Here is a 13,973-nt window from a genome sequence, read left to right on the forward strand (position 1 = left end):
GTCAGGCCCCCAGTTCCGCCGGGCGCCCCGCCGACTTCGGCTGGCTGCGCGTCAGCTCGGCGTGGATGATCAGGCGTTGGTAGTTGTCGAACTTCGGGTTGCAGGTGGTCAGGGTGAGCATCGACCTGGTCGGCTTCTGCCCGGGCTTGCCGGGCACGGGCGCCACGACCTCGACCTGGGTGGGCTTGACGATCCGGCTCTGGGTCACCTTGTAGACGTGCCAGTCGGTCTTGCCCTCCACCACGATGGCGTCCCCGTCGTTCAGCTCGTCGAGCCGCCAGAAGGTGGCCCGGTTGCGGTGCCCGGCGACGGAGAAGTTGCCGACCTGGCCCGGCAGGGCGCTGGAGGGGTAGTGGCCCGGCGCGTACCGGATGTCCTTCTGGGTGACGCCCTCGACGACGACCCAGTTCTTGTCGAGCTTGGGGATGTGGAGACCGGCGATGGGCTTGCCCTGCACGGGTGGCTTCGGCTTGGCGGACGCGCTGGCCGACGGCGCCACCGTCGGGTCGCCCTCGGGGCCCCACGCCTGCGCCAGTTGCTGACTGAGGTCGTTCTGGTGGGCGTCGACGATCGCCGACTTCCCCCACACCTCGTAGCCGGCGAAGAGCAGCACCACCAGGCCGAAGGTGATCAGCAGTTCTCCGCTGACCCGGATGCCGGTGCGCAGCCGGGAGCCCAGCGACGGCCGGGTGAGTTCCGAGTAGACGCTCTTGTAGCCCTCACCGGTCTGCTCCGGGCGGAGCTGGACCACCCGCTCGCCCCGGCGTGGCCGGGGCTGCTCGGCGGGAGTGTCGGAGCCCTCCGGCTCGTCCGTCTTCGGAGGACGCGGCACCGCGCCCATCAGGGCGGTCGACTCGACGAGCGCGGCCGGGACGGCCGGCGTACGCCCGGAGACGGCCGGGATCAGGGCGGTGGCCCCGGGATCGACGTCGCGGCCCGGGTCGGCCGGGGAGACCGGGGTCGACGGGCCGTTGGCCGACGCGCCCACCTTCGGGATGAAGGCGGTCGGCGCGTCGGCGGCCGGCCGGCCTTCCCTGGCGGCGGCCCGGTCGACCGGCGGGCGGACGGAGCGCTCGCCGCCGGGACCGGCGGCCCCGGCGGCGCCCGGCAGCCGGAGATCGTCGGACGGCGACGCGGGGTGCGGTGGGGCGGCCGGCCGGACCGCACCGGCACCGGGCCACGGCGACGACTCGCCGGCACCGGGCCGGGCGGACGGGCCGGAATCGGTCGGGCTGGCATGGCGGAGGTCGGCGGGCTCCGGCCGACCGAAGCCCGCAGGGCCGGGCCGGTCGGAGTCGCCGCCACCGCGCCGGCCAAAGTCAGCGGGCCGAGAGCGGTCGAGGTCAGCGGGCCGAGAGCGATCGGCTTCGGCGGGCCCCGGCCGACCGAAGCCGGCAGGACCGGGTCGGTCGAAGTCGCCGCCTCCACGCCGGTCGGAGTCGGCGGGCCGGGAGCGGTCGAAGTCAGCGGGCCGGTCGTAGCCCGAAGGCACTGGGCGGTCGAGGTCGCCGGACCCGCGCCGGTCGAAGCCGGACCCATGCCGGTCGAAGCCGGACCCGCGCCGGTCGGAGTCGGCAGGCTGCGGGCGGCCGAAGTCCGTGGTCTCCTGGCGGCCGAAGTCGGCAGGACCAGAGCGACCGGGCTCGACAGGGCCGACGCGGCTGGGGTCGGCAGGGCCGCGCCGGTCGGAGTCGGCGGAGCCGGTCCGCCCGAAGTTGGCGGGCCAGGGGCGGCCGTGGTCCGCCGGACCGGGACGGCCGGGCTCGGTGGGCTGGGCGGGGCTGCCGGCGGAGCGGCTCTGGTCGGCGCTCGGCGGGAAATGGCCGAGGTTCGCGGGACGGCCGGGCCCCGGTGCCGGGCGGGTCGGGTCGGGCGCGGCGCGCGACCATCCGGCGGAGGGGCCGGCAGGCGCACGAGCGTCGCCGGCGGCCGGGTCGGGCCCGTGGGGCGGACGGGGAGTCGGGGAGCGGGGCGGGAGCGTGGGCTCCGGCCAGGCGCCGGCCGGGGCCGGGCGGGCCGGGGCGGGCCCGGGCCGGTCGACCTTGGGTAAAAAGGCGGTCGGCCCGTCGTCCTGGTCGCGGTGACGGCCGTCGCGGTCCTCGGGCCGGTCGTCCGGTACGCGGTTCACCTGGGCACCGTCGCCGAGCGCAGCGTGGTCGAGTCCTCGAACGCCGGCACGGTCACCGAGGAGACGGTCTCCTTGTAACCGAGCTTGTAGTCGTCGACCAGGTCCCTGAACAACCGGACTCCCTGTGAGTCGGCGAGGGCCCGCTGCAGGGCAGCCGGATCGCCGATTGCTACGATCTTGAATGGTGGGGAGTACACCCGGCCGTGCAGCAGCAGGGTGTTACCCACGCAGCGTACCGCGCTGGTCGACAGCACGCGGACGTTCATGATGGACATGGCCTCGGCGCCTCCCGCCCAGAGGGCGTTCACCACCGCCTGCACGTCCCCCTGGTGGACGACCAGGTCGTCGTTGGTGGCCCCGGCGGGCAGCGTGCCGTCGTTGCGCCGGGGCGCGTCGTCGAGTTCCACCGTCACCCCGGAGCCGGCGAGCGCGGTGAAGCCGGCGTCCGCCCGGCTGGCGGCGGCCCGGTCCTGCTGTTCCTTGATCGGGCCGTCGGAGCTCGCCAGGGCGCTGGTACGGCCCTCGACCTCGTCGCGCAGGTCGGACGCCCGCCGTTCGCTGGCCGCCACTTCCGCGCGCCGGTCCTCGATCAACTGGTTGAGCTGGGGTCGGCGGTCCTCGCGCAGGGCGGTGCCGCCTGCGGTGGTCGCCGTGGTGGTGAAGAGCAGCCCGGCCGCGGCGGCGATCAGCGGCACCCCGATCGACCAGCCCGGTCGTCGCTGCCGTGGGCGTCGAGGCAGCAGCCCGGCGACCGCCCGCCGGAGCACCTTCTGCCAGGAGGCCGCGCCGGATGTGTACTCCACCGAGCGTTCCTTCCCCGTCGTCTGGTTCAGCCCGCGGAGGCGCGAGCCGCCGCGGCGACCCGAACAGTCCCGCCTATTTCGGTCACTCCGTGCACTGGCCTCGCCCCATTCGTGGATTGGACGGGCCTTCGGGACTACGCTAGCTGTCGAACATTATTGGCCATGGACCGTCGCCCCCGCGCCCGGTTGTCAGGCCGGACGAGGTCGTAACCCCTCTGGAGAGCGTCGTGCCCAAGTCTCAGGTTCGCAAGAAGAAGGTGTACACCCCGCCGACGGATGTCCGTCCGACGGCGACGGCGGCGACGCGCAAGCCTAGCCCGGTGTGGCTCCCGGTCTCGGCGGTCGCCCTCATCGTCTTCGGCATCGGCTGGCTGGTGATCTACTACCTCTCCGAGCAGGAGTACCCGGTCATGTCGTGGGGTTACTGGAACCTCGCGGTGGGCTTCGGCGCGATGGTCGCCTCGCTGATCCTGCTATCCCGCTGGCGCTGAGCGTCCCGCTCTCCCGCCGGCGCTGAGCGCCGCACCCCGCCGCCGGACCGGCGGCGGGGTCGTCGGGGCGCGGTCAGCCCCGCCGTCGGCGCCGGCCGGCTCCGGGCCGGTGGCGTGGCAATCCACGTCACTCGGTGGAGCCCCTACCCGGCGGTTGGGGTGTCTTCGCCCTAAGGTGTGCGCAGGGCGGCGCGGCCCGGTGCGAGATGACTCACGTTACTCCTGGGTAACCTTGCGCGTAGGCTGCACTGCATGACCGAGCGGAGCGAGGTCATCGACCGGTCCGGTCGAGGGTGCGGCAGCTGTTGCTCGCCGGTCGTGCCCGGACCCGGGCACCGGTCGCCGAGCCGCTCGACAGGCAGCAGACCGGGAGGCCAACTCGATGGGCAGCGTCCAGATCGTCACCACGATCCTCGCGTTCGCCATCACCGCCGTGGCGGTGTGGCTTGCGGTACGCGCGGTCATGAAGATGGTGGCCGTCATCCGGCTGGGTCAGCCGGACCCGACCCGCTTCGGTGACACGGGCACCCGCACGAAGACGATGCTGGCCGAGACCGCCGGCCACACCCGCATGCTCCGCTGGAGCGTGGTGGGTGCGGCGCACTGGTTCGTGATGGTCGGCTTCATCGTGCTGTCGCTGCTGGTGCTGGAGGCGTACTTCGAGGTCGTCTCCCCGACCGGCGGGCTGCCGCTGGTCGGCAACTGGGCGATCTACGGGCTGGTCACCGAGTGGCTCGCGATCCTGGGCATCGTCAGCATCCTGGTGCTGATCGCGATCCGGCTCCGCAACCGTCCCACCCGGCCGGGCGGCAAGTCCCGGTTCACCGGCTCGACCATGTGGCAGGGCTACTTCGTCGAGGGCATCATCCTCGCCGTACTGATCATGGGCTTCGTCATCCGGGGCTTCAAGGTCGCCACCGACCACTTCGAGTACCCGGTCTGGGCCGCCCCGCTCAGCCACGCCGTCGGCGGCCTGCTGCCGAACTGGGCGGCCGGCGTCAGCGTCGCCGCGCTCGTCAAGATCGTCATCTCGATGACCTGGCTCATCGTGATCTCGCTGAACGTCACCATGGGCGTCGCCTGGCACCGCTTCCTGGCCTTCTTCAACATCTTCTTCAAGCGCGACCCGGGCGCCAACGTCTCCGGCCTCGGCGCGCTGCGCCCCATGACGAGCCAGGGCAAGCCGCTGGACTTCGAGGAGGCGGACCCGGAGAAGGACCAGTTCGGGGTCGCCCAGGTCGAGCAGTTCACCTGGAAGGGCCTGCTGGACTTCAGCACCTGCACCGAGTGCGGCCGCTGCCAGTCGCAGTGCCCGGCCTGGAACACCGGCAAGCCGCTGTCGCCGAAGCTGCTGGTGCTCAGCCTGCGCGACCACGCGTACGCGAAGGCGCCGTACCTGCTGGCCGGCGGCGGCAAGGACCTGACCGGCGAGGAGAAGGCCACCGCTGCCCAGCTCGCCCACATGGACGTCCTCGCGCTCGCCGAGGCCGAGAAGCCGCTGATCGGCACCGCCGAGGAAGGCGGCATCATCGACCCGGACGTGCTCTGGTCCTGCACCACCTGCGGTGCCTGCGTCGAGCAGTGCCCGGTCGACATCGAGCACGTCGACCACATCGTCGACATGCGCCGCTACCAGGTGCTCATCGAGTCGAGCTTCCCGTCGGAGGCCGGCGTGATGCTGCGCAACCTGGAGAACAAGGGCAACCCGTGGGGCGCCCCGCAGAACACCCGCGAGGACTGGACCAAGGGCCTGGACTTCGAGGTGCCGCGGGTCGGCGAGGTCGACGACTTCGAGTACCTCTTCTGGGTCGGCTGCGCCGGCGCGTTCGAGGACCGGGCCAAGAAGACCACCCGGGCGGTCGCCACGCTGCTCAACGAGGCGGGCGTGAAGTTCGCGATCCTCGGTGAGGGCGAGACCTGCTCCGGCGACCCCGCCCGCCGCATCGGCAACGAGTTCGTCTTCCAGATGCTCGCCCAGCAGAACGTCGAGACCCTCAACGAGGCGTTCGAGGGCCGGGAGAAGAGCAAGCGGAAGATCGTCGCGACCTGCCCGCACTGCTTCAACACCCTCGGCAACGAGTACGGCCAGCTCGGCGGCGAGTTCGAGGTGGTCCACCACACCCAGCTCCTGGCGCACCTGGTCGCCACCGGCAAGCTCACCCCGGTGCAGCCGGTCGACGGCGGCGTGACCTACCACGACCCCTGCTACCTGGGCCGGCACAACCGGGTCTTCGCCCCGCCGCGTGAGGTGCTCGGCAGTGCCATCGCCGGCGGGGACGGCGCGAGCGGCGACGGCGGCCTCATCGAGATGCCGCGCAACAGCGAGCGCTCCTTCTGCTGCGGCGCCGGCGGTGCCCGGATGTGGATGGAGGAGAAGATCGGCAAGCGGATCAACGTGGACCGGGTCGAGGAGGCCATGTCCACCGGGGCGAAGACGGTCGCCGTCGGCTGCCCGTTCTGCTCGACGATGCTCAACGACGGGGTGAACGGCAAGGGCGCCGGCGAGCAGGTCGAGGTCGTCGACGTGGCCAGCGTGCTGCTCCGCTCCGTCAAGCCCGAGCAGGCGCCGGGCGACACCGAGCGGGCGCCGGTGGCCGGCTGACGCGTACCCCCTGCGACGCCCGACGGCGGCGACACCTCCCCGGTGTCGCCGCCGTCGTCGTTCAGGAGGTCGTGGTGATGATCGTGGTGGTGACGGCCGTGGTGGTCGTGATCAGGATGACCGCCTGGATCTCCTCGATCGCCTTCCTCGTGGCGGCGGACGCCCAGTCCCCGGCGGCGATCTCGGTCAGCCGGCGCTTGACGTGCTCCTTCGGCAGCTCCGCGAAGAGCTTGCGGTCCAGGCCGACGGCCCGGGCGAGGCCGATGAGCGCGGCCGTCCGCCCGTCCACCGGGCCGTCCGCGGCCACGGCGGCGACCATCCGCTGCCGGGCCTGCGTCTCCACCGCCGGCTCCGCGCCGGTGGTGGACGGATAGCGGGTACGCGGGAAGACCCACAGCACCTTGTCCGAGTCGCGGCGCAGCACGCCGGCGGTGACCAGCCCGTCCAGCACCTGTTCGGGCAGGTCCTTGGCGAGCCGGCTGATCCAGTCCTTCGGCTTGTGCCGCTTCGGCTCGGTGGCGATCCGGGTCAGCGCGTCGTCGAGCTGCCGCTGCCCGACGGGGGTCGGGTCGGTCACCACGAGCCGGTCGTCGGCGACCTCGACCCGACCGGCGAGCGTCAGCTCCAGCAGCAGGGCGCCGGCCAGGCCGTAGTCGAGCGTGGGACGGCCGAGCTGGTTGACGCCCGCGTCGTCGTAGCCGAGCAGGGCGAGTTCGTGGGCGAGCGTGAGCGGGGCCATGCACCTGACGGTAGCCGGGGCCGGCGAGCCCGGCAGATCTTCCGCCCGTGACCGGGGCCGCCGCCCGTGCGAGAATCTCGCCGAGGTGAGACGACCATCGATGGCCTGCTGCTGACCACGCTGCTGCCCCTGGTCGGCTTCGTGCTGCTGACCGGCGGCAACGCGTTCTTCGTCGCGGCCGAGTTCGCCCTGGTCACGGTGGACCGCCCCGAGATCGAGCAGCGGGCGACCGCGGGCGACGGCCGGGCCGCGACCGTACGCCGGGCGCTGCGGGAGCTCTCCTTCCAGCTCTCCGGGGCGCAGCTCGGCATCACCCTCACCGCGCTGCTCACGGGCTACCTGGCCGAGCCCGCCCTGGCCCGCCTCTTCACCCCGCTGCTGCGGCCGGTCGCCGGGGACGCCGCCGGCCGGTTCACCCCGTTCCTCGCCCTGGCCCTGGCCACCCTGCTCTCCATGCTCTTCGGCGAACTGGTGCCGAAGAACCTCGCGCTGGCCCGGCCGATGCCCACCGCCCTCGCGACCGCCGGCCCGATGCGTGCCTTCTCCCGCGCCTTCGGCTGGCTGATCCGGGCGCTGAACGACTCGGCGAACCGCCTGGTCCGGCTGCTGGGCGTGGAGCCGCAGGAGGAGCTGGCCAGCGCCCGCTCGCCGGAGGAGCTGGGGCTGCTGGCGGCCATCTCGGCGCGGGCCGGGGCGCTGCCGCCGGACACCGCCATGCTGCTGCGCCGGACCATCCGGTTCGGCGACAAGCGGGCCGCCGAGGCGATGACCCCGCGGGTCGACGTGGTCGCGCTGCGGGCCACCGCCACCGTGGCGGAGCTGCTGGCGCTGTCCCGCCGGACCGGGCGGACCCGGTTCCCGGTGTACGAGGAGACCCTCGACCTGGTGACCGGCGTCGCCGGGGTGCCGGACGCGCTGGGCGTGCCGCTGGCCCTGCGCGGCTCGACCACGGTCGGGTCGGTGGCCCGCGAACCGGTGTACGTGCCGGAGAGCCTGGACCTCGACGGCGTACTGGCCGCGCTCGGCAGCGCGGGTGCCGACCTCGCCATCGTCGTCGACGAGTACGGCGGCACCGACGGCGTGGTCACCACGGAGGACCTCGTGGAGGAGCTGGTCGGGGAGATCGCCGACGAGTTCGACCCGGCCGCGGTGGACGACGTCGGCGCGGTCGGGCTGAGGGTGCCGGGCGGGGAGCGGACGGTCCTCGTCGACGGGGTGCTGCGCTCGGACGAGCTGGCGGAGCAGACCGGCTTCCGGCTGCCCGAGGGGCCGTACGAGACGCTCGCCGGGTTCCTGATGGCCCGGCTGGGCCACATCCCGCTCGCGGGCGAGACGGTCGACGAGTCGGGCTTCGAGTTCACCGTCGTGGAGGTCGAGCGGCACCGGATCGAGCAGGTCCGGGTGCTCCGTCCCGAGGAGCCGGACGGCGATGCCTGAGCTGCTGGTCACCGTCGCGCTGCTGCTCGGCAACGCGTTCTTCGTGGGCAGCGAGTTCGCGCTGATCGCGTCCCGGCGCACGGTGGTCGAGCCGTTGGCGGCCGGCTCGAAGCGGGCCCGCTGGGCGTTGTCGGCGATGAACCAGATCCCGTTGATGATCGCCGGGGCGCAGCTCGGCATCACCGTCTGCTCGCTGGGGCTGGGCGCGATCGCCGAGCCCGCCCTCGCGCACCTGCTGGAGCCGGCGTTCCGCGCGGCGCGGCTGCCGGAGGGAGTGGTCCACCCGGTGGCCTTCGTGCTCGCCCTCGGGGTGGTGGTCTTCCTGCACACCGTGGTCGGCGAGATGGTGCCGAAGAACATCACCCTGGCCGGGCCGGAGCCGTCGGCGCTCTGGCTGGGGCCGGCGATGCTGGCGTTCTGCCTGGCCACCAAGCCGCTGCTGGTGGCGATGAAGTGGGCGTCGCGCCGGGTGCTGGGACTGTGGCGGGTCGAGGCGACCGAGGCCGTGAAGACGGTCTTCACCGCCGAGGAGCTGGCCGGGCTGGTGTCGCAGGCGCGTACGGAGGGGCTGCTCGACGCGGAGGAGCACGCCCGGATCACCGGTGCGCTCGCGTTGCACAGCCGGACGGCCGCCGACGCCCTGCAACCGTGGTCCACGGTGAACACCGTGGCCGAGGACGTCTCGCCCGCCTCGCTGGAGGTGCTGGCCACCCTGACGGGCCGGTCCCGCTTCCCGGTGGTGCAGCGGCACACCCGCCGGGTGCTCGGCTTCGTGCACGTCAAGGACGTGCTCGGGTACGCGGGCGCGAGCCGGCGGGCCCCCGTGCCGGCGGACGTCTACCGGCCGTTGGCGGTGGTGCCGCCGGACCGTACGCTCGCCGACCTGTTGCTGTCGATGCGCCGGGAGCGGCGGCACATGGTGCTGGTCAGCGACGGTCGCCGCCCCCTCGGTGTGGTCACGCTCGACGACGTGTTGACCGCTATCGTTGGCAGGCGGGCCGACACCCTTGGTACGCAAGCGGTTGCGCAGGCGTGAAGTGGCCCTCGATCGCCTTGATTCCGCTGCCGGCCTTCCCTAATGTTGGGCACCGGCCGCTGTGGGTCGTCTGTCTCGCCCCTCTTCCCTCGCGCGAGGCGCCAAGCGGCCGGGTTGCAAAAGGAGTCGGTGCCGGTGGCAACCATGCCCCCTCATCGTCACGCACCGGGACGGTCTGCTCGTCCGGGTGGCCTGCGCAGGGTCGCCCACCGTCTGCTCACCCTGGTCGCCGCGGCGGCGGTCGGCGCCGGCATGCTGGCCGCGCCCGCCCACGCCGAGCCCTCGGTCGACGAGATCGAGGCCGCGATCGACCAGAAGTGGGAGCAGCTCGAGCCCACCATCGAGCAGTACAACAAGGTGCGGGCGCAGCTGAAGGTCAACCGCAAGAAGTCGGAGGACCTGCAGAAGAAGATCCAGCCGTTGGCGCTGGAGAGCGAGCTGGCGATGGACCGGGTCGGCGATCTCGCCTCCCGTTACTACATCTCCGGCCCGTCCCACGACATCGGCGCGCTGCTGGTCAGCGCCAAGCCCGACACGCTGACCGAGCAGCTGACGCTGCTGGACCGGCTGGCCGCCCAGGAGCGCAAGCAGCTCGAAGGCGTTACCCGGGTCCGCCAGAAGTACGACGCGGAGAAGCAGAAGCTCGACACGCTGATCGTGTCGCAGACGAAGCAGCAGAACGACCTGGCTGCCAAGAAGAAGCAGATCGACGCCGACATCAAGAAGCTCGAGGCGTCGCTGCCGGTCACGACCGTCAAGACGGAGAAGTGCCCGACCATCAACGGCGTGGTCAGCGACGCGGCCCGCACCGCGATCCGGACCGCCTGCGCGCAGGTCGGCGACCCGTACGTCTGGGGTGCCACCGGCCCGAACTCGTTCGACTGCTCCGGTCTCACCCAGTACGCCTACAAGGCGGCGGGGATCCACCTGACGCACTTCACGGGTGCGCAGTGGAACGAGGGCAAGGCCATCCCGCGTTCCGAGGCGCGCCCGGGTGACCTGGTCTTCTTCTTCAGCGACCTGCACCACGTCGGCCTCTACCTCGGCAACGACAAGATGGTGCACGCGCCCCGGGCCGGCAAACCGGTCAACGTCTCCAGCATCAACACGATGCCGGTGGCCGGGTTCCGCAGGCCCGGCTGAGCCCCGGTACCGCCCAGCAAGGCAACGACGAGAGCCCCCGGTCGATCCGACCGGGGGCTCTCGTCATACGGGTGGATCAGCGGGGCGCGCCCAGCGGGGAGGGCACCAGGTTCACGTCGTCCAGGTTGACGTACATGATCCGGTGACCGAACTGGACCTGCACGTACCTGTTGTCGCCCCGGACGACCGTCTGGTCGTGGGGGGCGGAGCCGTCGAACGTGGTGGCCCGGTAGTACTCGCCGGGGAGCAGGTTGCCGACGGCGTACCGCTGGCCGGCCGAGAGCGTGTACTGCAACGGCGAGATCGCCTGGTACGGCACGCCCTCGGGGTAGGCGGCCTGCTCCGGGTAGGCCCGGCCGTACACCGGGATGGTGGCCTTACCGGCCTTCGGGGTCACCACGAACCCGACGGTCCACTTCGCCGTCGGCTTGGCGGCCGGGTTGTGGAACCACCCCTTCTGGCCGAGGTACCAGATCGCGGTCCAGTCGCCCTGCACCTCGGCCAGCGCGTACGTCTGGCCGGCCGAGACCCGGGCCCCGTGGTCGGAGACGTACGTGGTGTTCGGGGTGCCGTCGGGCCGCAGCGCGATGTCGTTGACCAGCGGCGCGTCGTGGCTCGGCGCGTTGTGCAGGAACAGCGCGGAGGAGCCGCGCAGCGGGCAGGGGGCCGTCGCCGGGGGCGGGTTCGGCACGCCCGGAGGCTGCCGGTTGCAGCCGGTGAACGGCGGCTGGTTGGTGGCGAAGTCCGGGTCGATGGTGACCAGCCCGGTGCGGTGCGTGCCGGTCGACTTGAACGGCGCCTTGAGCAGGTCGAAGTAGTGCGACCAGTTCCAGTACGGCCCCGGGTCCCAGTGCATGCCGCGCACGTTCGCGGCGACGGTGCCGGGGACGTTGTCGTGCCCGATGATGTGGTTGCGGTCCAGCGGGATGTTGTACGCCCGCGCCAGGTGGCGGACCAGCTTGGCGGAGGTGCGGTACATCGCCTCGGTGTACCAGGTGCCGTGCCCGGCGAAGCCCTCGTGTTCGAGGCCGATGGACTTGGCGTTCACGTACCAGTTGCCAGCGTGCCAGCCGACGTTCTTGGTCTTGATGTGCTGGGCGATGTGCCCGTCCACCGAGCGCAGGGTGTAGTGCCAACCAACCCGCTTCGGGTCCTTGACCAGGTTGACGCTGGGGCCGAAGTAGCCCTCGGTGTCGTGGATGACGATGTACTCGATCTTCTGCTGGGTGGGACGGTTCCCCAGGTCGTGGTTGCCGTAGTCGCCCAGGGTGGGGCCGTAGTTCTCGTACGGCGCCGGGATCCACTCGCAGGAGATGTCGTCCGGGCACTCCAGCCCGTCCGGCCGGGCGAGCTTGCGCAGGCGCAGCCGGTCCAGCCAGGAGCGGTCCGGCTGGACCGCCTGGCCGGCCAGCGTGACCCGCTGCCCGTCGTCGGTCACCCGGCTGTCGCCCGTGGCGATGGTGGCGTACACCTCGTTGGCGAAGGCCGCCGCGGCGTCGGCGCTGTCCGCGCCGGAGTACCGGGCCACCGCGCCGTACCAGGCCGCCGGGTCGGTGCCGGCGCCGACCGGGGCACCGATCTCCTTCTGGTACGCGGCCAGCAGCGCCGCGCCGCCCCGGATGTTCGCCGTGACGTCCGTCCGCAGCGACTCCTCGCTGGCGCCGGTCAGCCCGGCGGCGGCGTCGACGGTCCGCAGCGCGGCCTCGGCGGGAGGTGACGCGGCAGGCGGCTCGTGGGCCTCGGCCAGGGACGGGCGGGAGTCGTCGCCGCGCGGGTCCTCGGTGCCCTCGTCGTGGTGCGTGCCGCCGGCGAGGGCGGCGACGTGCTCGGCGTCGGTGAGGTGCATCGGTCCGTAGCCGCCGCTGGTGCTCGGCGTGCCGGCGTTGGTGTCCCAGCGGGACTGCAGGTAGGAGACCCCGAGCAGGACGCTCTCCGGTACGCCGTACTCGGCGGCCGCGGCGGCGTACTGCTGCTGCCGGTCGGTCACCGGCGCTGCCGCGGCGGCGGACCCGGCGGCGGTGAGCGGCGTCGCCGCCATGGCGGCGGCCACGGCGGCGGCCAGCAGGACGCGTCTGCTCCTCGATGTCGCTGACAGGTGCATCAGACCCCCAGTTCGGACGGGCAAAGGTGGGGTCACCTTCGCCCCACCCGCCGCCTCTGGTCAATACCTTTCCGTCAGACACTTCAGAAGGAAGGAAATCTTCGTCGCCCGGGTTGCGGATCCGGCCCGACCCGGGTGGGTACGGAGTGTCACTGCCCGTAGGGTTGCGGATCGATAACGGTCGTCTCTACTCTGGTCATTCGTCGGCCGGTGACATTCCGTCCAACCAGGGCGGTGACGGTCCGACACCGCCGAGTCGCTCCCGAGCGAGCCGGGGACCCAGGTTCCCCGGGGTGAATCCGCAGTCCTGCGGTAGGGCGCCCCTTCCCGCCCGAACCCGTCAGCTAACCCGGTAGGCGGTACGGAAGAAGGAGTACGAAGCCCGGTGGCACACCATGCCCCGCGGCCACCGTCGGCCCGGTCGGCCCTCGCCGACCCGGTGACGGCTGCGCCGCGTCCACGCTGGTACCGCTGCACCACCGCCCTCGCCGCCCTGGCCGCGTTCGCCGTCGTCCTGACCGGCGGCGCCACGGCGGCCCACGCCGAACCGACGGTCGCCGAGATCGAGCGGCAGATCGACGAGGACTGGAACAAGCTCGAACCGATCATCGAACGGCACAACGCCACCAGACAGGACCTGGCTGCCAGGCGGAAGCAGGCCGACGCGCTCGCCGCGCAGATCGGGCCGCTGGAGAAGCAGGTCGACCAGGCGATGGAGAAGGTCGGCGCGCTGGCGGCCCGCGCCTACAAGGGCGAGAACGTCTCCGCCGTCAACGCCCTGCTGGGCAGCCGCTCACCGAGCGAGATGATCGGGCAGCTCGAACTGCTCGACCAGTTCGCCCAGCACCAGCAGCAGGACGTACGGCAGGTCGCCGAGCTGCGCGACCGGCTGGCCGCCAAGAAGGCGCCGCTGGACGAGATGGTCGTCCAGCTCAGCCGCACCGAGGCCCAGCTCGCGGCGAAGAAGAAGCAGATCAACGCCGAGATCGACCGGTTGCAGAAGCTGCGGCTGCGGGTCTACGGCAACGGCGGCGGCGGGCCGCTGCGTCCCGCCCCCTGCCCGGCCGGCTATCCCGGCGGCCCGGCCGGCACCGCCGTGAAGTTCGCCTGCGCGCAGATCGGCAAGCCCTACGTCTGGGGCGCCGAGGGGCCGAACTCGTACGACTGCTCCGGGCTGATGCTCGCCGCGTGGGCGAAGGCGGGGGTGTCGCTGCCGCACAACGCCGCACAGCAACGGCGGGCCACCGCGACCGTCAGCCGGGGCGAGCTGCGCCCGGGTGACCTCGTCTTCTACTACAGCGACCTGCACCACGTCGGCATGTACGTCGGCGGGGGCTGGGTGGTGCACGCCTCCCGCGCCGGGGTGCCGATCAAGATGAAGAAGGTCGACGACGGCCCGATCCACAGCTACGGCCGCCCCGGCTGAGGTGTAAGGAAGGGCACCTTCCTAACGGATTCGGTAGAGGAAGGTGCCCTTCCTAACGCACCGCCGC

9 protein-coding genes, 1 pseudogene and 1 riboswitch are annotated in these 13,973 nt (G+C 72.3%); of the genes and pseudogenes, 6 read left to right on the forward strand and 4 right to left on the reverse strand.

What is annotated here, in order from left to right; translation table 11 throughout:
• Position 1: 1 nt before the first annotated feature.
• Both RM555_RS01440 and RM555_RS01445 read right to left on the reverse strand, forming a co-directional pair.
• A pseudogene (locus tag RM555_RS01440) lies at positions 2 to 1,314 on the reverse strand (class E sortase); the annotation flags it as partial.
• Between the two features lie 810 nt (positions 1,315 to 2,124).
• On the reverse strand, positions 2,125 to 2,931 hold the full coding sequence (locus tag RM555_RS01445; protein ID WP_311410030.1) for a DUF881 domain-containing protein: 807 nt from the start codon (positions 2,929 to 2,931) through the stop codon (positions 2,125 to 2,127).
• 227 nt (positions 2,932 to 3,158) lie between these two features.
• Between RM555_RS01445 and RM555_RS01450 the strand changes: the two genes are divergently transcribed.
• Both RM555_RS01450 and RM555_RS01455 read left to right on the forward strand, forming a co-directional pair.
• Positions 3,159 to 3,422 carry a cell division protein CrgA gene (locus tag RM555_RS01450; protein WP_151454344.1) on the forward strand — a complete coding sequence of 88 codons (264 nt, stop codon included), beginning with the start codon at positions 3,159 to 3,161 and terminating at the stop codon, positions 3,420 to 3,422.
• Positions 3,423 to 3,804: 382 nt separating this feature from the next.
• A complete protein-coding gene (locus RM555_RS01455; protein ID WP_311410031.1) occupies positions 3,805 to 6,024 on the forward strand; it encodes a (Fe-S)-binding protein in 2,220 nt (739 codons plus the stop codon).
• A 61-nt stretch (positions 6,025 to 6,085) separates the two neighbouring features.
• Here the strand turns inward: RM555_RS01455 and RM555_RS01460 are convergent, their stop codons facing one another.
• Positions 6,086 to 6,763, reverse strand: coding sequence for a GOLPH3/VPS74 family protein (locus tag RM555_RS01460; RefSeq protein ID WP_311410032.1), 678 nt, complete (start codon positions 6,761 to 6,763; stop codon positions 6,086 to 6,088).
• A gap of 123 nt (positions 6,764 to 6,886) precedes the next feature.
• On the opposite strand from RM555_RS01460, the gene RM555_RS01465 reads away from it, so the two are divergent.
• The 3 genes from RM555_RS01465 (at position 6,887) to RM555_RS01475 (ending at position 10,379) form a co-directional block, all read left to right on the forward strand.
• Positions 6,887 to 8,200, forward strand: a complete 1,314-nt coding sequence (locus RM555_RS01465; RefSeq protein WP_311410106.1) for a hemolysin family protein — start codon at positions 6,887 to 6,889, stop codon at positions 8,198 to 8,200.
• Positions 8,193 to 9,236: a hemolysin family protein gene (locus RM555_RS01470; RefSeq protein ID WP_311410033.1), complete on the forward strand. Its 1,044-nt coding sequence runs from the start codon at positions 8,193 to 8,195 to the stop codon at positions 9,234 to 9,236. Before RM555_RS01465 ends, RM555_RS01470 begins: the two co-directional genes overlap by 8 nt.
• A gap of 144 nt (positions 9,237 to 9,380) precedes the next feature.
• Complete coding sequence (locus RM555_RS01475) at positions 9,381 to 10,379, forward strand: C40 family peptidase (RefSeq protein WP_311410034.1); 999 nt, start codon at positions 9,381 to 9,383, stop codon at positions 10,377 to 10,379.
• Positions 10,380 to 10,455: 76 nt separating this feature from the next.
• On the opposite strand, the gene RM555_RS01480 is transcribed toward RM555_RS01475, so the two are convergent.
• Positions 10,456 to 12,480: an N-acetylmuramoyl-L-alanine amidase gene (locus RM555_RS01480; protein ID WP_311410035.1), complete on the reverse strand. Its 2,025-nt coding sequence runs from the start codon at positions 12,478 to 12,480 to the stop codon at positions 10,456 to 10,458.
• Positions 12,481 to 12,719: 239 nt separating this feature from the next.
• Positions 12,720 to 12,853: riboswitch (cyclic di-AMP (ydaO/yuaA leader) on the forward strand.
• A gap of 12 nt (positions 12,854 to 12,865) precedes the next feature.
• On the opposite strand from RM555_RS01480, the gene RM555_RS01485 reads away from it, so the two are divergent.
• Positions 12,866 to 13,906, forward strand: a complete 1,041-nt coding sequence (locus RM555_RS01485) for a C40 family peptidase (protein WP_311410036.1) — start codon at positions 12,866 to 12,868, stop codon at positions 13,904 to 13,906.
• Positions 13,907 to 13,973 lie beyond the last annotated feature (67 nt).

It is taken from the genome of Micromonospora reichwaldensis (genome assembly GCF_031845925.1).
GTDB classification, from domain to species: domain Bacteria; phylum Actinomycetota; class Actinomycetes; order Mycobacteriales; family Micromonosporaceae; genus Micromonospora; species Micromonospora reichwaldensis.